This is a genomic window from Jiangella sp. DSM 45060, from assembly GCF_900105175.1.
Classification (GTDB): Bacteria; Actinomycetota; Actinomycetes; order Jiangellales; family Jiangellaceae; genus Jiangella.
The window spans coordinates 4,370,462-4,388,055 of sequence record NZ_LT629771.1 but is presented as its reverse complement, the minus strand read 5'-3'; the positions used below and the strand labels follow the sequence as shown (position 1 = coordinate 4,388,055).

Here is a 17,594-nt window from a genome sequence, read left to right as displayed (position 1 = left end):
GTGCCCACCACCGACTACTACGAAGTTCTCGGCGTGCCGAAGAACGCCTCCGGCGAGGAGATCAAGAAGGCCTACCGCCGCCTCGCCCGGCAACTGCATCCCGACGTCAACCCCGACCCCGCCACGCAGGAGCGCTTCAAAGAGGTCGTCACGGCCTACGAGGTGCTCAACGACCCCCGCAAGCGGGAGATGTACGACCTCGGCGGCGACCCCCTCAGCAGCGGCGGCGGCGCGGGTGGCAACTTCGGCGGCGCGTTCTCCTTCACCGACATCATGGACGCCTTCTTCGGCGGGACGAACGCGCGCGGCCCGCGCAGCCGGGTCCGCCGCGGCCAGGACGCGCTGGTGCAGCTGAAGGTCGAGCTGGCCGACGCCGTGTTCGGCGCCACCCGCGAGCTGCAGGTCGACACCGCCGTGGTGTGCGAGGTGTGCCACGGCGAGGGCACCGCGAAGGGCGCCACCCGGGTCACCTGCCCGACGTGTCAGGGGCAGGGCGAGGTCAGCCAGGTGCAGCGCTCGTTCCTGGGTCAGGTCATGACGACCCGCCCGTGCCCGGCCTGCCAGGGCTTCGGCACGGTCAACCCGAACCCGTGCGTCGAATGCTCCGGCGACGGCCGGGTCCGCACCCGCCGCACGCTCACCATCAAGATCCCGGCGGGTGTCGACAACGGCACCCGCATCCAGCTGACCGGCCAGGGCGAGGTCGGCCCCGGCGGCGGCCCGGCCGGCGACCTCTACGTCGAGCTGGCGGTCACGCCGCACCCGGTGTTCAGCCGCAACGGCGACAACCTGCACTGCACGCTGCAGCTGCCGATGACGGCGGCCGCGCTCGGCACCAGCGTCGACCTCGAGACCTTCGACGGCCCGACGACCATCGAGGTGCGGGCCGGCGCCCAGCACGGCGAGGTCATCAAGCTCGGCGCCCGCGGCGTCCCGAAGCTGCGCGGCACCGGCCGCGGCGACCTCCTGATCCACCTCGAGGTGCAGACGCCGACGAAGCTCGACGCGCGGCAGGAAGAGCTGCTGCGCGAGCTCGCCGGGCTGCGCAACGAGGAGCGGGTCGAGGGGCCGGGCGCCGCCGGCACCCACGGCAACTTCTTCACCCGCATCCGCGACGCCTTCAAGGAAGGGCTGAACTGACCGCACCGGTGTTCCTGGCCGATGCCGCGGCGCTGCGCGGGTCGGACGTCGTCGTCCTCGACGGCGACGAGGGCCGGCACGCGGCCGTGGTGCGCCGCATCGCGCCCGGCGAGACCGTCGAGCTGACCGACGGCGCCGGGCAGCTGGCCCGCTGCGTCGTCGTCGCCGCGTCGAAGCGGGGCCTGACCTGCGAGGTCACCGAGCGCCTCGACGTGCCGGAGCCGCGGCCGCGGGTGGTCGTCGCGCAGGCGATCCCCAAGGGCGACCGCGGCGAGACCGCCGTCGAGACCATGACCGAGGTCGGCGTCGACGAGATCGTGCCGTGGGCGGCGCAGCGCTGCATGGTCCGCTGGACGGGGGAGCGCGGCGACAAGGCGCTGCGACGCTGGCGGTCGACGGCGCGCGAGGCGGCCAAGCAGTCCCGCCGCGCCTGGCTTCCGGCCGTCGCCGACCCGATGTCGACGGCGGCGCTCGCTGCCCGGGCGGCGGAGGCGGCGCGCACCGTCGTCCTGCACGAGGAGGCCACCTCGCCGCTCGCCGCCGTCGAGCTGCCCAACGACGGCGACATCCTGCTGGTCGTGGGCCCCGAGGGCGGGGTGGCCCCGGACGAGCTGGACCAGCTGGCCGCCGCCGGCGCCGTCGTCGCCCGGCTCGGGCCGACCGTCCTGCGCACGTCCACCGCCGGCACCGTCGCCGCCGGCGTCGTCCTCGCGCGGACCGCCCGCTGGGCCTGACTACTCGACGACGAACGTGCGCGAGTCGCTCATCGGCGCCCGCCCCTCGCCGCCGGACGGGTCGCTCTCGCTGACGACGATCTCGTAGCTGCCCGGCTCGAGTTCGAGGTCGAACGTGAACGGTGAGAACGTGCAGCACTCCTCGGCGGTGGTGTTGCCGGTGTCGACGACCTCGCCGTCGCGGCGCAGCTCCCACAGCACGGTGGCCTCGAACACCGCGGCCTCGCCGGTCACGGTGACGGGGCTGGGCAGCGTCGCGCCCTCGGCGGGGTCGTTGAGCTGCACCAGCTGGCGCACCTCCAGCGGGTCGGCCCGGCCGACCGGCTCGCTGGGATCCGCCCCGGCGACCGTGATGCGCACCGGCAGCGAGCCGTCCAGCTGGGCGTTCGCGGCCGCCGCCGTCGCCGTGTAGACGAGCTGCTGAACAGCGAGATCGGCCTCCTCGTCGGCCGTCGGCGGCGCACTGAGGTCGACCACGATGGCGCCGTCGGCGATCTCGGCCGACGTCACCTCGAGGCCGGACGTCCACAGGCTCGTGTAGTCGGGGTCGGCCGGCGGTGCCGTCAGCATCTCGTTCACGGCGGCGGCGATGGGCGACAGCGACGTCTCGACGGTGTGGAACTCGCGCGCGAGCCGCAGGCCGTCGCCGGTGTCGGCCACGTAGTAGACAGGGACCGTCAGCGACTGCGCCGGCGGCGTCGTCTCGGCGGGCGGCGACGTCGGCGGGACCGTCTCCGTCCGCGTCTCGCTCTGCGAGGGCGCCGGGGACGTGGAGGTCTGCGAGGCGACGGGGGCGTCGCCGTCGTCGTCGTTCAGGGCGATGACGCCGCCCACGATCACCGCCGCGGCCAGGGCCGTCGCCCCCGCGAGCCCGAGTACCACCGGTCGTCGCCACATCGGAACCACCGCCGTCCTCCTCCTGATCCGCGCCAGGCCGTCGGGGCCCGGCTGCACCCGCTCGGCGGCGCGGTGCAGGGCGCCGTGGAGCTTCTGCTCCTCCGGCGTCCAGTTCTCCGGCGTGCTCACCGCTGCCTCCTCACGCCCAGTCCGCCATCGCCTCGCGCAGCCCGGCCAGCCCGCGAGAGGCGTGGCTCTTGACGGCGCCGTTGCTGATCTTCATCGCGCTCGCGATCTCCGATTCGGAGAGACCGCCGTAGTAGCGCAGGACGAGCGCCTCGCGCTGCCGCTGGGGCAGCCCGCGCAGCGCCTCGACGACGGCGTCGGCGGCGGCGCCACCGACGGCGACGTGTTCGGCGCTGGGCGCGTGACCGGGCGGCTCGTCCGGATGACGGGCCGCCACACCGCGGCGGCGCTGGACCGAGCGGCTGCCGTGCACCACGGACGTGCGCAGGTACGCGACCGCGGCGGCCGGCTCGCGCAGCCGGCGCCAGCGGCGGTGCAGGGCCACGAACGCGTCCTGCACGACCTCCTCGGCCACCGCCTCGTCGCCCAGCAGCAACGTGGCGAGCCGGACGAGGCGGACATAGTGCGCCGCGTACAGGTCCGTGATGGCGTCGTCTGCCTCGGACCCGGTCCTGTCTTGCACCACATACCCCTACTGACGCGTTGCCGGCGGCGCCGGTTTACCGATGCGCGCCCAACCGTAGGGGATCGGGCCGGTGATCTTCAGCCGAACGGGCGGTCAGCGGACCTCGTCGCCGGTGACGAGGTCGGGGTTGGCGGCGAGGAAGGCGTCCATGTCGTCCTCTGCCAGAGCGGTCCACAGCTGGCCGGCGCGTTCCTCGTCGTACACGACGATGCTCTGCGACCCCGCCATGCCGGTGCCGTCGGTGGGCACCGTCAGGAACGTCATGTCGTCGGCGCGCAGGTTGCGCATGGACAGTGCGAGGTCGACCATGCCGAACGCGCTGAGCTCCTCGTCGACCCGCGCGGCCTGGCCGATGGCCCCGGCGACGCCGTTGACCTTGCCGGGGTCGGTCAGCGTGCCGGACGAGATCAGCTCGTTCATCAGCGCGCGGAGGAAGTTCTGCTGCCGCTTGACGCGGTCGAAGTCGCCGCCCGGAAGGTCCTTGCGGTCGCGGACGTACTGCAGCGCCTGCTCGCCGGTCAGCGTGTGGGTGCCGGCCGGGATCGGCTCGTCGCCGTCGGCCAGCGGGGTCTCCTCGTCGAACGTCATGGTGACGCCGCCCAGCTCGTCGGTGAGCGCCTGGAAGCCGTTCCAGTCGATCAGCGCGAGGTGGTCGACGCGGATGCCGGTGAGCTCCTCGATGGTCTGCACGAACAGCGACGGGCCGCCGAACGAGTAGGCCGCGTTGATCTTGTTCTCGCCGTGGCCGGGGATCTCGATGTAGGTGTCGCGCGGGATGGAGACCAGGTAGCCGCGGTCACGGCCCTCCGGGAAGTGCGCCAGCATGATGGTGTCGGTGCGCGCGGCGCCGGGCTCGTACACGTCGACCTTGTCCTCGCCGTCCAGTCCGCCCAGCAGGAACGTGATGCTGTCGCCGGGCAGCTCGGCCGGGCGCGCGGTCTCCGGGATGTCGAACGCGTCGGGGATGCGCTCGATGTTCGACGACAGCCGGTTCACGAACCAGAACGCCCCGCCGGCCACCGCGAGCAGCAACGCCAGCAGCGTCACCAGCACGATCACCAGGACCTTGCGGTTGCGGCGGCGCTTGCGCGGCGGCTCGGCCGGTTCGGCCGGCTCGGTCTCGAGGGACGGGTCGGGCTGCGGGTCGCCGGGCGGGTTCGACATGGCTCCAGAGGGTACGGCCGGGCGGCGACGGGTCCGGCGAGGACACCCCGCCCGGCGGTGGCCTCTCGCTGTGATGACGCGCGAGGCGGGCCGCAGGTTGCACCGGGCCACCCGCCGGTCACGCCGGTGGCCTACCATCCACCTACCCGAAGCACCGGAGGCACGTGTGACCCGAGACGCCGACTGCCTGTTCTGCAAGATCGCCGGTGGCGAGATCCCGGCCGAGGTCGTCCACGAGACCGAGCGCACCCTCGCGTTCCGCGACATCGCGCCGCAGGCGCCCACACACGTGCTGGTGGTGCCGCGCGAGCACCACCCGAACGTCGCGTCGCTCGCGGCCGCCGCGCCGGACACCCTGGCCGAACTGGTCCGGACGGCCGCCGACGTCGCCGCGGGGGCGGGAATCGAGGCGTACCGGCTGGTGTTCAACACGGGGGAGCAGGCCGGTCAGTCGGTGTTCCACGTGCACGCGCACGTGCTCGGCGGACGCGCCATGACGTGGCCGCCCGGCTGAGCCGGCGACAAATTCGCAATGACTTGTCAGCGCTCGCAGGTAGCATTCAACACATCCACTGAACGGCGCCATCGAGACGGGAAGTAGGCGTGAGAGGCCCCGCGAGGCCGCCCATGACGAAGACAGAACAGGCCGAACAGCAGGCCGCCCAGCACACCATCGTCGTGCCGACGAGCATCTCCATGGTGAGCCTGCTCGGGTCCGCCGACGAGCTCATCAAGGTCGTCGAGTCGTCCTTCCCCGACGTCGACATCCACGTGCGCGGCAACCAGATCACCATGACCGGCCGGCCGGGCGACATCGCCGAGGCCGAGGGCGTCATCGACGAGATGGTGGCCGTGCTGCGCACCGGTCAGGGCATGTCGCCCGAGGCCGTCGAGCGCACGGTGGCCATGCTGCGCGCGCGCACCGGCGAGCGGCCGGCCGAGGTGCTCACGGCCAACATCCTGTCCAACCGCGGGCGCACCATCCGGCCGAAGACGCTGAACCAGAAGCGCTACGTCGACGCCATCGACAAACACACCGTCATCTTCGGCATCGGCCCGGCCGGCACCGGCAAGACGTACCTCGCGGTCGCGAAGGCCGTGCAGGCGCTGCAGGCCAAGCAGGTCAGCCGCATCCTGCTCACCCGCCCGGCCATCGAGGCGGGCGAGCGGCTGGGCTTCCTCCCCGGCACGCTGTCGGAGAAGATCGACCCGTACCTGCGGCCGCTCTACGACGCGCTGCACGACATGATGGACCCCGCGTCCATCCCGCGACTGATGACCGAGGGCACCATCGAGGTCGCGCCGCTGGCGTACATGCGCGGGCGCACGCTCAACGACGCGTTCGTCATCCTCGACGAGGCGCAGAACACCTCCGCCGAGCAGATGAAGATGTTCCTCACCCGGCTCGGCTTCGGGTCGAAGATGGTCATCACCGGCGACGTCACCCAGGTCGACCTCCCGGCCGGCACCACCAGCGGGCTGCGCGTCGTCGAGGGCATCCTCGACGGCATCGACGACGTCCACTTCTGCCGTCTGAGCAGCCGCGACGTCGTCCGGCACCGGCTCGTGGGCGAGATCGTCGAGGCGTACACCCGCTACGACGCCGCGCAGGAGGCGGCAGGGGGCAACGGGCGGCCGCGCGTTCCCGGCCGGCGCCCGTGACCATCGAGGTCAACAACGAGTCCGGGGCCGAGGTCGACGAGAAGACGCTCTCCGACCTCGCCCGGTTCGTCCTCGACCACCAGCGCATCCACCCGCTGGCCGAACTGGCCATCCTGCTGGTCGACACCGACACCATGGAACAGCTGCACGTGCAGTGGATGGACGAGCCCGGCCCCACCGATGTGCTGTCCTTCCCGATGGACGAGCTGCGGCCCACGCCCGACGACGCCGAGCCCGAGCCCGGCCTGCTGGGCGACGTCGTGCTCTGCCCCGACGTCGCGGCCACGCAGGCCAAGGCTGCCGGGCACAGCACCGAGGACGAGCTCGAGCTGCTGACCGCGCACGGCATACTCCACCTCCTCGGCTACGATCACGCCGAGCCGGAGGAGGAGAAGGAGATGTTCGGGCTGCAGAAACAGCTCCTGAGCGACTGGCGAGACGCCCGAGGGGGCGGCCGCTGATGTTCGCCTCACCGCTGCCCGCCGCCGTCCTGGCCGCCGGTGGCGCCACCACCGCGGGTGGTGCGTCCACCGTCTGGCTGCTGGTCTCGGCGGCGGTGCTGGTGGTCGTCGCGATGCTGTTCGCGATGTCCGAGGCGGCGCTGACCAGCCTCTCGCGCACCCGCGCCGAGGAGCTGCACCGCGCGGGCCGCCGCGGGTCCGACGCGCTGGTGCGGGTCGCCTCCGACCCCGTCCCCGCGCTCAACACCGCGCTGCTGCTGCGCATGGCCTGCGAGGTCGCCGCGGTCGTCATGGTCGCGGTCGTGTGCGAAGAGTTCTTCACCCCGTGGTGGCAGACGCTGCTGGTCGCCGCCGGCAGCATGGTCGTGGTGTCGTTCGTCGTCATCGGCGTCGCGCCGCGCACGCTGGGCCGCCAGCACGCCGAGGGCATCGCGCTGGCCTTCGCCGGCCTGCTGCTCGGCGTCACCCGGGTGCTCGGCCCCATCCCGCGCCTGCTCATCCTGCTGGGCAACGCGCTCACCCCGGGCAAGGGCTTCCGCGAGGGGCCGTTCGCGACGGAGGCAGAGCTGCGCGAGCTGGTCGACCTCGCCGAAGCCGGGCGCATCATCGAGTCCGGCGAGCGGCAGATGATCCACTCGGTGTTCGAACTGGGCGACACCGTGGTCCGCGAGGTCATGGTGCCGCGCACCGACGTCGTGTTCATCGAGGCGCACAAGACGCTGCGGCAGTTCCAGTCGCTGGCGCTGCGCAGCGGGTTCAGCCGCATCCCGGCGGTCGGCCCGGGCGGGCTCGACGACATCGTCGGCATCACCTACCTCAAGGACGTCGCCCGCCGGCTCTACGACAACCGCGACGCCGAGTCCGTCGAGCGGGTCGAGTCGGTGCTGCGGCCGGCGTTCTTCGTCCCCGACTCCAAGCCGGCCGACGACCTCCTGCGCGAGATGCAGGCACAGCGCACCCACGTCGCCGTCGTCGTCGACGAGTACGGCGGCACCGCCGGCCTGGTCACCATCGAGGACATCCTCGAAGAGATCGTCGGCGAGATCACCGACGAGTACGACGCCGACGAGGACGGCGTCGAGACCCTCGACGACGGCGTGGTCCGGGTCAGCTCCCGGCTGCACATCGACGACCTCGGCGAGCTGTTCGGGCTGGAGCTGTCCGACGACGACGTCGACACCGTCGGCGGCCTCATGGCCAAGCAATTGGGCCGGGTCCCGATCGCCGGCGCCGAGGTCGTCGTCGCCGGGCTGCGGCTGGTCGCCGAGGACCCGTCCGGGCGCCGCAACCGCATCGGAACCGTCCGGGTGAGCCGGCTCGTTCAGGTCACCGACAACGAGCCGCACGAGGAGCATGCGTGAGCGACGCACTCGACCCCGAGGACCAGAAGATCCTGATCCTGGCCCGGTCCGCCCGGGCCCGCACCGGGGCGCCCGCCGGCGCCGCCGTCCGCGACGCCGACGGCCGCACCTACGCCGCCGCCGACGTCGTGCTGCCGTCGCTGCGCCTCACCGCGCTGCAGCTGGCGGTCGCGTCGGCGGTGTCAAGCGGCGCCACGGGGCTCGAGGCCGCGGCGGTCGTCACCGGTGACGCCGCCGGCGAGGTCGACACCGCGGTGGTGTCGGATCTCGGCGGACCGGGTATACCGGTGTACGTCGCGGGTCCCGACGGCACGCCGATCTCGGCGCTGCGTTCGTAGCCATCAGCATCCGAGTGCGCTAACGTGCGGCCGTTCGACCTCCGAGGCGACCGACCGAAGACGGAGATACGAATGAACTTCTGCAGCAACTGCGGGGCGCCGGCCACGGGTTCGGCGTACTGCGGCAACTGCGGCGCGCCCATGACGGCGTCCGCGGCGGCCCAGGCGGCCGCTCCGGCGCAGGCAGCTCCGGGCGCCTCCGCGTCCGGTGGCGCCGCGGCGCCGGGTGGCGCGCCCGCATCCGGTGGTGCTCCCGCGGCCGGTGGCGCGCCCGCGCGCAACCCGTTCGCGGACATCCCCGCGTTGGACTACGCCCGCGACGTCGTCGCGCTGGTGCTCCTGCTCGTCTCGTTCGGCATGCCGTGGGACCTCACTGACACCGTGACCGGCAAGGTCTACGTCGTCCTGGTGACGCTGCTGTCGGTGCTGTCGCTGTCGCTGCCGTACCTCAAGCGCGGCGGCGTGCTGCCGGCGTCGTGGGGGACGGCCGAGCTGCGGCTGGCCCGGCTGGGCGCCAACGCGCCGTACGTCGTGGTCGTGCTGATCACGCTGGTGCTCGGCTACGTCGGCGAGAACAGCGGCGACGGCGTGGGCGTCGGCATCACGTTCGGCCTGGCCGGCGCGCTGCTGGCGGCGCAGGGCCGCGAGGCCGAGCAGTCGCCGTCCGGCGACGGCGCGCTGTGGCGCTGGGTCACGCTCGGTATAGGCGGGCTGTTCGCGCTGCTGACGCTGATCAGCCTGATCACCTTCCTCACCGACGCCGCCGAGGGCCTCGAATGGGAGCAGACGACGTACCTCATCGTCGCGATGCTGTTCTTCCTGGCGCTGGCCGCGCTGCCGCTGTGGGGCGTGTTCCGCGGCGACGCCGCCTGGCGCGACGTCCTCCTGCTGGTGGGCCTCGTGGCGCTGTTCGTCGGCGTCTGGCAGCTCAGCGCCGAGGGCACCATGAACGATGCCTGGAGCCTCAGCACGTTCGGCCCGCAGCTGATCCTCGTCCCGGCCCTCGCCGTCGCGGCGGCCGCGCCGGGGCTCCGGGCGACGTACCGGCACACGCCCGGCGCGGCCTACTGGTCCGGCGTCGGCGCCCGCATGCTCGAGCTGGTCATGGTCACCGCGGCCGCCGGGGTCGTGCTGTACGTGCTGAGCATCATCGGGGTCGAGGACGGCCGCGGCCTGGCCATCGTGGTCCTGGTGCTCATGCTGATCCTGGCGCTGGCCGCGCTGGTCGGCCGCAACGCGCTGGTCCGCGACCCCAACGCGGGCCGGGCCATCGCGGTCGTGGCGGGCGGGGTGTTCATCCTGCTGGGCATCGTCGTCGCGGCCATCCTGGGTGCCTCCGACGACGCGTTCGTCGCGGTCGTCGACGCTGCGATCATCAGTGTGCTCTGGTGGTTCGGGGTGGCGCTGTTCGTGGTGCTGACGGCGCCGCCGTCGGTGCGTGCCGAGTACGGCCCGGTGGGCGCCAGCCAGCTCAACCTGAGCAGCGTGCTGCCGGGCAACGGTAACGGCGCGTCGACCCCGGCTGCGGCCGGCGCCGCGACCGGGGTCGCGACCGGAGCGGCCGCGGCCGCCGCCGGTGCTGCTGCGGCCCGCCCGGCCGAGGCGAAGGCCGACGACGCCAAGGTGAAGGCCGAGGCGAAGGCCGACGACGCGAAGGCGAAGGCCGAGGACGCCAAGGCCAAGGCCGACGAGGCGAAGGTCAAGGCCGAGGCCGCGGCCGCCGAGAAGACCGACGCCGCCAAGGCCGATGCCGCCAAGGGCGACGAGGTGCCGGCCAGCCCGGAGGTCCCCGCCGACGACGCGAAGCCGGCGGCCGCCGGAGAGGGCCTGCTCAGCGAGGCCAAGCCGGGCCCGATCAGCGGCCTCGCGGTCGGCCAGTCCGCCGCCGACGACACCGCCACCCGGGTCGACCAGCCGCGGGTCGAGCCGGCCACCCGGGTCGACCAGCCGGCCGTCAGCGACACCCCCGGGTTCGACGCCCGCACGGCGCTCGACCCGAACACGCCGCTGCAGACGCTGGCCGACATCGCGGCCCAGGAACCCGGTCTGCGCAAGTACGTCGCCGCCAACCCGTCGACCTACCCGGAACTGCTGACCTGGCTGAGCCAGCTCGGCGACCCCGAGATCGACGAGGCGCTGCGCCGCCGCGGCGGCCGCTGAGTCCGTCCACACCGACGCCGGCCGGGGTTCGCCCCGGCCGGCGTTTCGTTTGCCCGCCAGTCGGCCCTCCCTTGGCACGCTGGCGCGCACCCTTGGCACGCTGGCGCGCTCCCTTGGCACGTTGGCGTGCACCACAAATCGGGGCAAACCGCCCGGCGTCGGTGATCGCCGGCGTGCCAAGGCCGTGGGTGTGTGCGGCGCGGGGTCGGGCGGCGGTGCCGTCAGGCGAGGTCGAGCACGACGGTGAGGGCGTCGGCGGCCGCGACGCGCGCCCCCTCCAGGTCCGCGCCGTCGGCCAGCGCTCCGAGCACCGCGCCGTCGACCACCGCGAGCACCACCTGTGGTGCCACGCCCGCCGTCAGCTCGGACCGCTCCAGCACGGCCGCGACGCTCTCGAGCGCCGCCGCGTTGCTGCGCCGGGCGGCCGCCGCGAACAGCGGCTCGCGGGCGGCCAGCACGTACCGCTCGTACCAGGCGACCAGCGCGCCGTACTCGTCCGGCGTCAGCAAAGTGGCGATCAGCCGGGCCGCCACGGCCGCGCCGCGTCGCCGGGTGGGCAGCGCCTCGACGGCGGCGGCCATGCGCGCGACGTCGTCCTCGGCCAGGGCGTCGACCGCGGCCCGGCGCAGCTCCGTCAGGTCGGCGAAGTAGTACGTCGTGGCGCCCAGGGGCAGCCCCGCCCGGCCCGCCACCGCGCGGTGGCTGACCGCCTCCAGCCCGCCGCCCTGCAGCAGGTCGGCGGCGGCGCGGACCAGCGCGGTGCGCCGTTGCTCGCCCTTCGCGGTGGCCATCAGTGCCCCGACCCGCCGGACAGGTTCAACAGGACGACGCCGGCCACGATGAGGCCGATCGCCGAGAGGCGCAGGAACGTCGCCGGGTCGTCGAAGAACAGCATGCCGACGATGGCGGTGCCGACCGCGCCGATGCCGACCCAGACCGCGTACGCCGTGCCGACCGGCAGTTCGCGCAGGCCGAGGCCGAGCAGGCCCATGCTGATCGCGACCGTGACGGCGAAGCTCACCGTCGGCCAGAGCCGGGTGAACCCGTTCGACTCCTTGAGCGAGATCGCGAAGGCCGTCTCGAACAGCCCGCCGACGATCACGTAGAGCCACGCCATGATGTCCTCCTGTCGATCTGAATTCCTGTACGACTGTACCAAAAGACTGGTACGGGTGTACAAGTCGGCTCCGCGGCGGCGTCGAAGGTGGGAGACTCGACACCGTGATCGGTGACTACGAGGGCTTCCGTTCCGGCTTCGCCTGCTTCGTCGGACGGCCCAACGCGGGCAAGTCGACCCTGACCAACGCGGTGGTCGGCGAGAAGATCGCGATCACCTCGAACCGGCCGCAGACCACCCGGCACGCCATCCGCGGCATCGTCCACCGTGCCGACGGCCAGCTGGTCATCGTCGACACCCCGGGGCTGCACCGGCCGCGCACGCTGCTGGGCCAGCGGCTCAACGACCTCGTGCGCACTACCTGGGCCGAGGTCGACGTCATCGGGCTGTGCGTCCCGGCCAACGAGGCCATCGGCCCCGGCGACCGGTACATCGCGACCGAGCTGGCCGCGCTGAAGCGGACGCCGAAGCTGGCCGTCGTCACGAAGAGCGACCTGGTCGGCCCCGGCCGGCTGGCCGAGCAGCTGGCCGCCGTCGCCGAGCTGGGCGCCGAGACCGGCATCGAGTGGGCCGACGTCGTCCCCGTCTCCGCGACGTCCGGCGACCGCGTCGGGCTGCTCACCGAGCTGCTGCTGGCCCAGCTGCCCGATGGGCCGCCGCTCTACCCCGACGGCGAGCTGACCGACGAGCCGGAGGAGACGCTGATCGCCGAGCTGGTCCGCGAGGCCGCGCTCGAGGGTGTCCGCGACGAGCTGCCGCACTCCATCGCCGTCGTGGTCGAGGAGATGATCCCGCGCGAGGACCGCCCCGAGGACAAGCCGCTGCTCGACATCCACGCCAGCCTCTACGTCGAGCGCGACAGCCAGAAGGCCATCGTCATCGGCCGCAAGGGGTCGCGGCTGCGCGAGGTCGGCACGAAGGCGCGGACGCAGATCGAGCGGCTGCTCGGCACCCCCGTCTACCTCGACCTGCACGTCAAGGTCGCCAAGGACTGGCAGCGAGACCCGAAGCAACTCGGCAGGCTCGGCTTCTGAGGGGCCGTGGGGGCGGGGGATACCGTCCCCGCCCGCCTCGCTCGTTCCTCGCTCGGACGCCCGAGCCTACCCCTGACGGCATCCCCCGCCCCCACGGCCGCTGTGGTCGCAGGTGCCTCCGTGCTTGCGGGTGGGGAGGGGTGGGGCGGGGCCGGCATCCCCCACCCCAGCCCGGACACGAATCCAGGTGCTAGAGTCTTTGCTCGTGCGGCGCTTCAGCCTCCTGCTTAGCTGCCGCGACGGGGTCCGCTAGACCGGCTCCCCTGTCGCGGTGAGTTCGCGCTGCCGGTCGCGCTGTGTACGACCTTCCCGAGCAGGAGCCTCCCCGCCATGAGCAGTGCCAACGTCTGGCCGCCCGCGCAACGTCCGTCCGGTATGCCGGCGAACCGCTACCGGCCGTTCCACGAGCAGATCGCCGTCGACCTCCCGGACCGCACCTGGCCGACCAAGCGCATCACCACCGCACCCCAGTGGTGCGCCGTCGACCTGCGCGACGGCAACCAGGCGCTCATCGACCCGATGAACGCCGAGCGCAAGATGCGCATGTTCCAGCTGCTGGTGCGCATGGGCTACAAGGAGATCGAGGTCGGCTTCCCGGCCGCCAGCCAGACCGACTTCGACTTCGTCCGCGAGCTGATCGAGGGCGAGCACATCCCCGACGGCGTCGTCATCCAGGTGCTGACGCAGTGCCGCGACCACCTGATCGAGCGCACCTTCCAGTCGCTCGTGGGCGCGAAGCAGGCCATCGTCCACCTGTACAACTCGACGTCGATCCTGCAGCGCCGCGTCGTGTTCGGGCTCGACCGCGACGGCATCACCGACATCGCCACCACGGGGGCGCGGTCGGCGCAGAAGTACGCCGAGGCGATCACCCCGGACACCGAGATCTACTGGGAGTACTCGCCCGAGTCCTACACCGGCACCGAGCTCGACTACGCGGCGGAGATCTGCGGCGCCGTCGCCGACGTGCTGCAGCCGACGCCGGACCGCCGCATGATCGTGAACCTGCCGGCGACGGTCGAGATGGCGACGCCGAACGTGTACGCCGACTCCATCGAGTGGATGCACCGCCACCTGCCGCACCGCGAGTCGATGATCCTCTCGCTGCACCCGCACAACGACCGCGGGACCGGGGTCGCGGCGGCCGAGCTGGGGCTGCTGGCCGGCGCCGACCGCGTCGAGGGGTGCCTGTTCGGCAACGGCGAGCGCACCGGCAACGTCGACCTCGTCACGCTCGGCATGAACCTGTTCACGCAGGGCATCGACCCGCAGATCGACTTCGGCGACATCGACGAGATCCGCCGCACCGTCGAGTACTGCAACCAGCTGCCGGTGCCCGAGCGGCACCCGTGGGGCGGCGACCTCGTCTACACGGCGTTCTCCGGCAGCCACCAGGACGCCATCAAGAAGGGCTTCGAGGCGCTCGAGCGCGACGCCAAGGACGCCGGCGTCGCCGTCGAGGACCACACCTGGGAGGTCCCGTACCTGCCGGTCGACCCGAAGGACGTCGGCCGCACGTACGAGGCGGTCATCCGGGTCAACTCGCAGTCCGGCAAGGGCGGCGTCGCGTACATCATGAAGACCGAGCACCAGCTCGACCTCCCGCGCCGCCTGCAGATCGAGTTCTCCGGCGTCGTCCAGGGCCTCACCGACGGCGAGGGCGGCGAGGTCGAGCCGGCGCGCATGGGCGAGGTGTTCCGCGCCGAATACCTCGAGCGCGACACCCCGCTGGCGCTGAACTCGGTGCACACGTCGTCGGCGGCGGGGGAGCGCGACGCCCTGCAGGTCGGCGTGTACGTCGACGGCGAGCGGCAGGTGCTGCACGGCAGCGGCGACGGCCCGATCGACGCGTTCACCGACGCGCTGCGCAGCATCGGCCACGACGTCCGGGTGCTCGACTACGCCGAGCACGCGCTCACGTCCGGCGCCGACGCGAAGGCGGCCGCGTATCTCGAGTGCTCGGTCGGCGGCGAGGTGTTCTGGGGCGTCGGCATCGACCCCAATATCGTCACGGCGTCGCTCAAGGCCATCGTCAGCGCTGTCAACCGATCCGTCGCCCGCACTGGATCTTGACTAACGCATTGGTATAGACCATCGTGTCGCTCCCGACCAAGGAGCACACGATGGCCACCTGGACCCGCACTCTGGCCGTCACGGCCGGCGCCACCGCGCTGGTCATGACGGGGAACGTCGCCTCACACCTACTGGCGGCGGAGCCGGAGGCGGCTCCACCCGACGCCCTGACCGCCGACCTCGACGCGATCCTCGACGATCCGCGGCTGGACGGCGGTCAGGCGTCGGTGGTCGTGCGCGACGCCGCGACCGGCGAGACGCTGTACGAGCACGACGCCGACGAGCGGCTGATGCCGGCGTCGAACGAGAAGCTGCTGACCTCGGCCGTCGCGCTGGACGTGCTCGGGCCGGAGCACACGTTCGCGACCACCGTCGCGACGGCCGGGCAGCGGACCGGCCCGATCCTGCGCGGCGACGTGTACCTGCGCGGCACCGGCGACCCGACGATGCTGGCGTCGGACTACGCGGGGCTGGCGAAGCAGCTGGCGGCCGGCGGGGTCCGCCTGGTGTCCGGGCGGGTGCTGGCCGACGACACCTGGTTCGACGACGTCCGCCTCGGCAACGACTGGGCCTGGGACGACGAGCCGTACTACTACGCGGCGCCGGTCTCGGCGCTCACGGTCGCGCCCGACACCGACTACGACGCCGGCACCGTCATCGTGACCGTCGACCCGGGTGCTGCCGCCGGCGACCCGGCCCGCATCTCCGTCACCCCCGACACCGACGCCGTCACCATTGTCGACGAGGCCACCACCGGCACGGAGAACGACATCTCCGTCGAGCGCGAGCACGGCACCGACCGCATCGTCGTGTCCGGCACCGTCGCGGCGGGCGGCAGCGGCGTCAGCGAGTGGGCCAGCGTCGCCGAGCCCACCGACTACGCCGCCGACGTGTTCGTCAAGGCGCTGGCGGCCGAGGGCGTGCGCGTGACCGGCGGCATCGGCCGCGGCGTCACGCCATCCGGCGCGACCGTCGTCGCCGAGCACGAGTCGATGCCGCTGAGCGAGCTGATGGTGCCGTTCCTCAAGCTCAGCAACAACGGCCACGCCGAGGTGCTGATCAAGGCGATGGGTCGCGAGGTCGCGGGCGAGGGCACGTGGGCCGCCGGGCTCGCCGTCCTGCGCGACCGCCTCGCCGGCTTCGGCGTCGACACCCCCACCGTCGCGAACCGCGACGGCTCCGGGTTGTCCCGGCGCAACCTGATCCCGGCCGCCGAGCTGGCCGACCTGCTGGTCGCCGCGCAGGACCGGCCCTGGTTCGATACGTGGTACGAGGCACTGCCGATCGCCGGTGAGTCCGACCGCATGGTCGGCGGCACGCTGCGCTCGCGGATGCGCGACACCCCGGCCGCCGGCAACGTGCACGCGAAGACCGGTTCGCTGACCGGCGCGTCGGCGCTCTCGGGCTACGTCGACGACGCCGACGGGCGGCGGCTGGTGTTCTCGATCGTGCTCAACGACTACCTCAGCGGCAAGCCGAGCGACCTGGAGGACGCGATCGCCGTGCGGCTGGCCACCCACTCCGAGGACGCCGCGGCCCGCCTGACCAGCGTCGACATCCCGGCCGCCGACCTCCCCGACGACGTCGAGTGCTCCTGGGTCAAAGCCTGCTGACATGACGATTCTGGCTCGAGCAGACGCATACGTCGACGCGGTTGTCGGCCTCCTGAATCGCGTTGCGGCTGAGAACGTCATGGACCTCGATGCTGATAAGGAATGCCGCCTCGTCCAGGCATACGCCCGCGCTGTCCAGCGAGGGACCGATCCGGGCTTGCCGAGGTACGCGATCCTGGCTGACGACGGGACCGTTATTGGCTACCTCAGCGGGAGATTCTCGGGTGGGTTGCCCGGCCGGGACCTTTCCGTTGACGAGCAGGCCGCCTTCGTGTCGATGGTGGTCGTGGCCAAGGAGGCTCGCGGCCTTCACCACGGTCCGAATGCGGTGCGTGATTTCGCCCAGCTGGCTCGATCGGACGCTGGGCCGGATTGGCCTTCGTCTTGACCAAGTCGGTGACGTCGAGAGGCGACGGACTGCCTTCGAACGGATGGGTTTCCAGTTCGAGGGCGAGATCGGCTGCTTGCGAATCGCAGATCTTCTCGATGACACATCAGAGGAGCCGTACGAGGGGGCGCCCGGCGGATCCTCGGCGCGTTGACTGGTCAGCCTTGCCAAGGTGCCGGTCCCGTGGCGCGTGATCATCCAGGATCCGGGGTGTGGCGGCACCACCGATCCTGGATGATCATTGTGGGTGGTCGTGGATTCGGTACTCCGCCAACTGCACCTAGCTGCTGACCGCCCGCAGGGGCCACCGTCGCGTAGGCGCCGGCGTGGTAGACCAGCGGGGCGGTGGCCGGCGCCGCCGTCACGGCCGCGTCGACCACCCGGGCCACGACGATGACGTGGTCGCCCACCGGCAGGCGGTGCGTCACCCGCGCCCGCAGGTGCGACGGCGCGTCGTCGAGCACGGGCTCGCCCGACGCCAGCCGCGACCACGCCGTCGGGGCGGCGAAGCGGTCGATGCCGCTGGTGGCGAACCGCGTCGCGATGTGGTGCTGGTCCGCGTCGAGGAAGTTGACGACGACCGAGCCGGCGGCCGCGAACGACGGCCACGCCGACGCCGTCGCCGACACCGCGAACGACAGCAGCGGCGGGTCGAGCGAGACCGACGCCAGCGACGTCGCGGTCAGCCCGGCGGGCCGCCCGCCGGCCGAGGCCGTGATCACCACGACCCCGGTCGCGTACCGGCGGAAGACGCTGCGGAAGGTGTCGGCGCTGACGGACATGGGTCCTCCTCGGATGCG

At 72.5% G+C, this 17,594-nt stretch carries 18 protein-coding genes; 12 read left to right on the top strand and 6 right to left on the bottom strand.

What is annotated here, in order from left to right; all coding sequences use genetic code 11:
- Entirely contained in the window at positions 1 to 1,140 is a 1,140-nt protein-coding gene (gene dnaJ / locus BLU82_RS19560; protein WP_092622778.1) for a molecular chaperone DnaJ, read from the top strand.
- Entirely contained in the window at positions 1,137 to 1,874 is a 738-nt protein-coding gene (locus BLU82_RS19555) for a 16S rRNA (uracil(1498)-N(3))-methyltransferase (protein ID WP_092626036.1), read from the top strand. Before dnaJ ends, BLU82_RS19555 begins: the two co-directional genes overlap by 4 nt.
- Here the strand turns inward: BLU82_RS19555 and BLU82_RS19550 are convergent, their stop codons facing one another.
- The 3 genes from BLU82_RS19550 to BLU82_RS19540 form a co-directional block, all read right to left on the bottom strand.
- Positions 1,875 to 2,900 (bottom strand): Gmad2 immunoglobulin-like domain-containing protein, encoded by a 1,026-nt coding sequence (locus BLU82_RS19550; RefSeq protein ID WP_092622777.1) that lies wholly within the window; start codon positions 2,898 to 2,900, stop codon positions 1,875 to 1,877. It lies immediately after the preceding gene.
- Positions 2,901 to 2,910: 10 nt separating this feature from the next.
- Positions 2,911 to 3,420: a SigE family RNA polymerase sigma factor gene (locus BLU82_RS19545; RefSeq protein WP_197682335.1), complete on the bottom strand. Its 510-nt coding sequence runs from the start codon at positions 3,418 to 3,420 to the stop codon at positions 2,911 to 2,913.
- 96 nt (positions 3,421 to 3,516) lie between these two features.
- Positions 3,517 to 4,587, bottom strand: coding sequence for an LCP family protein (locus tag BLU82_RS19540; protein WP_157741137.1), 1,071 nt, complete (start codon positions 4,585 to 4,587; stop codon positions 3,517 to 3,519).
- Positions 4,588 to 4,753: 166 nt separating this feature from the next.
- On the opposite strand from BLU82_RS19540, the gene BLU82_RS19535 reads away from it, so the two are divergent.
- The 6 genes from BLU82_RS19535 to BLU82_RS36025 all read left to right on the top strand — a co-directional run bounded on the left by BLU82_RS19535 (position 4,754) and on the right by BLU82_RS36025 (position 10,569).
- Positions 4,754 to 5,101, top strand: a complete 348-nt coding sequence (locus BLU82_RS19535; RefSeq protein WP_231947535.1) for a histidine triad nucleotide-binding protein — start codon at positions 4,754 to 4,756, stop codon at positions 5,099 to 5,101.
- A gap of 113 nt (positions 5,102 to 5,214) precedes the next feature.
- Positions 5,215 to 6,249, top strand: a complete 1,035-nt coding sequence (locus BLU82_RS19530) for a PhoH family protein (protein ID WP_092622774.1) — start codon at positions 5,215 to 5,217, stop codon at positions 6,247 to 6,249.
- Positions 6,246 to 6,710, top strand: coding sequence for an rRNA maturation RNase YbeY (ybeY, locus tag BLU82_RS19525; protein WP_092622773.1), 465 nt, complete (start codon positions 6,246 to 6,248; stop codon positions 6,708 to 6,710). The genes BLU82_RS19530 and ybeY overlap by 4 nt, the downstream gene beginning before the upstream one ends.
- A complete protein-coding gene (locus tag BLU82_RS19520; RefSeq protein WP_092622772.1) occupies positions 6,710 to 8,071 on the top strand; it encodes a hemolysin family protein in 1,362 nt (453 codons plus the stop codon). The genes ybeY and BLU82_RS19520 overlap by 1 nt, the downstream gene beginning before the upstream one ends.
- Positions 8,068 to 8,409: a cytidine deaminase gene (locus BLU82_RS19515; protein ID WP_069113706.1), complete on the top strand. Its 342-nt coding sequence runs from the start codon at positions 8,068 to 8,070 to the stop codon at positions 8,407 to 8,409. The genes BLU82_RS19520 and BLU82_RS19515 overlap by 4 nt, the downstream gene beginning before the upstream one ends.
- Positions 8,410 to 8,481: 72 nt before the next feature.
- Positions 8,482 to 10,569: a zinc ribbon domain-containing protein gene (locus BLU82_RS36025; RefSeq protein WP_092622771.1), complete on the top strand. Its 2,088-nt coding sequence runs from the start codon at positions 8,482 to 8,484 to the stop codon at positions 10,567 to 10,569.
- A 221-nt stretch (positions 10,570 to 10,790) separates the two neighbouring features.
- On the opposite strand, the gene BLU82_RS19505 is transcribed toward BLU82_RS36025, so the two are convergent.
- Both BLU82_RS19505 and BLU82_RS19500 read right to left on the bottom strand, forming a co-directional pair.
- Positions 10,791 to 11,360: a TetR/AcrR family transcriptional regulator gene (locus BLU82_RS19505; protein ID WP_092622770.1), complete on the bottom strand. Its 570-nt coding sequence runs from the start codon at positions 11,358 to 11,360 to the stop codon at positions 10,791 to 10,793.
- Complete coding sequence (locus tag BLU82_RS19500) at positions 11,360 to 11,686, bottom strand: multidrug efflux SMR transporter (RefSeq protein ID WP_092622769.1); 327 nt, start codon at positions 11,684 to 11,686, stop codon at positions 11,360 to 11,362. The genes BLU82_RS19505 and BLU82_RS19500 overlap by 1 nt, the downstream gene beginning before the upstream one ends.
- A 104-nt stretch (positions 11,687 to 11,790) precedes the next feature.
- Between BLU82_RS19500 and era the strand changes: the two genes are divergently transcribed.
- The 4 genes from era (at position 11,791) to BLU82_RS19480 (ending at position 16,794) form a co-directional block, all read left to right on the top strand.
- Positions 11,791 to 12,720, top strand: coding sequence for a GTPase Era (gene era / locus BLU82_RS19495; RefSeq protein WP_092622768.1), 930 nt, complete (start codon positions 11,791 to 11,793; stop codon positions 12,718 to 12,720).
- A 330-nt stretch (positions 12,721 to 13,050) separates the two neighbouring features.
- Entirely contained in the window at positions 13,051 to 14,793 is a 1,743-nt protein-coding gene (gene leuA, locus BLU82_RS19490) for a 2-isopropylmalate synthase (protein ID WP_092622767.1), read from the top strand.
- A 50-nt stretch (positions 14,794 to 14,843) separates the two neighbouring features.
- Positions 14,844 to 16,406: a D-alanyl-D-alanine carboxypeptidase/D-alanyl-D-alanine-endopeptidase gene (dacB, locus tag BLU82_RS19485; RefSeq protein ID WP_197682334.1), complete on the top strand. Its 1,563-nt coding sequence runs from the start codon at positions 14,844 to 14,846 to the stop codon at positions 16,404 to 16,406.
- A gap of 1 nt (position 16,407) precedes the next feature.
- Positions 16,408 to 16,794, top strand: coding sequence for a GNAT family N-acetyltransferase (locus BLU82_RS19480; protein ID WP_092622766.1), 387 nt, complete (start codon positions 16,408 to 16,410; stop codon positions 16,792 to 16,794).
- Positions 16,795 to 16,988: 194 nt separating this feature from the next.
- Here BLU82_RS19480 and BLU82_RS19475 read toward each other — a convergent pair whose 3' ends face one another.
- The gene (locus BLU82_RS19475) at positions 16,989 to 17,576 is read right to left on the bottom strand and encodes a flavin reductase family protein (RefSeq protein ID WP_092622765.1); all 588 of its coding nucleotides are present in this window, start codon (positions 17,574 to 17,576) and stop codon (positions 16,989 to 16,991) included.
- Positions 17,577 to 17,594: the final 18 nt, after the last annotated feature.

Excerpts from the sequence above, each read along its gene's own strand:
- BLU82_RS19540 (WP_157741137.1), bottom strand. The coding sequence starts at position 4,587 with ATGTCGAACCCGCCCGGCGACCCGCAGCCCGACCCGTCCCTCGAGACC.
- BLU82_RS19530 (WP_092622774.1), top strand. The coding sequence starts at position 5,215 with ATGACGAAGACAGAACAGGCCGAACAGCAGGCCGCCCAGCACACCATC.
- BLU82_RS19520 (WP_092622772.1), top strand. The coding sequence starts at position 6,710 with ATGTTCGCCTCACCGCTGCCCGCCGCCGTCCTGGCCGCCGGTGGCGCC.
- BLU82_RS36025 (WP_092622771.1), top strand. The coding sequence starts at position 8,482 with ATGAACTTCTGCAGCAACTGCGGGGCGCCGGCCACGGGTTCGGCGTAC.
- BLU82_RS19505 (WP_092622770.1), bottom strand. The coding sequence starts at position 11,360 with ATGGCCACCGCGAAGGGCGAGCAACGGCGCACCGCGCTGGTCCGCGCC.
- BLU82_RS19500 (WP_092622769.1), bottom strand. The coding sequence starts at position 11,686 with ATGGCGTGGCTCTACGTGATCGTCGGCGGGCTGTTCGAGACGGCCTTC.
- leuA (WP_092622767.1), top strand. The coding sequence starts at position 13,051 with ATGAGCAGTGCCAACGTCTGGCCGCCCGCGCAACGTCCGTCCGGTATG.
- dacB (WP_197682334.1), top strand. The coding sequence starts at position 14,844 with ATGGCCACCTGGACCCGCACTCTGGCCGTCACGGCCGGCGCCACCGCG.
- BLU82_RS19480 (WP_092622766.1), top strand. The coding sequence starts at position 16,408 with ATGACGATTCTGGCTCGAGCAGACGCATACGTCGACGCGGTTGTCGGC.
- BLU82_RS19475 (WP_092622765.1), bottom strand. The coding sequence starts at position 17,576 with ATGTCCGTCAGCGCCGACACCTTCCGCAGCGTCTTCCGCCGGTACGCG.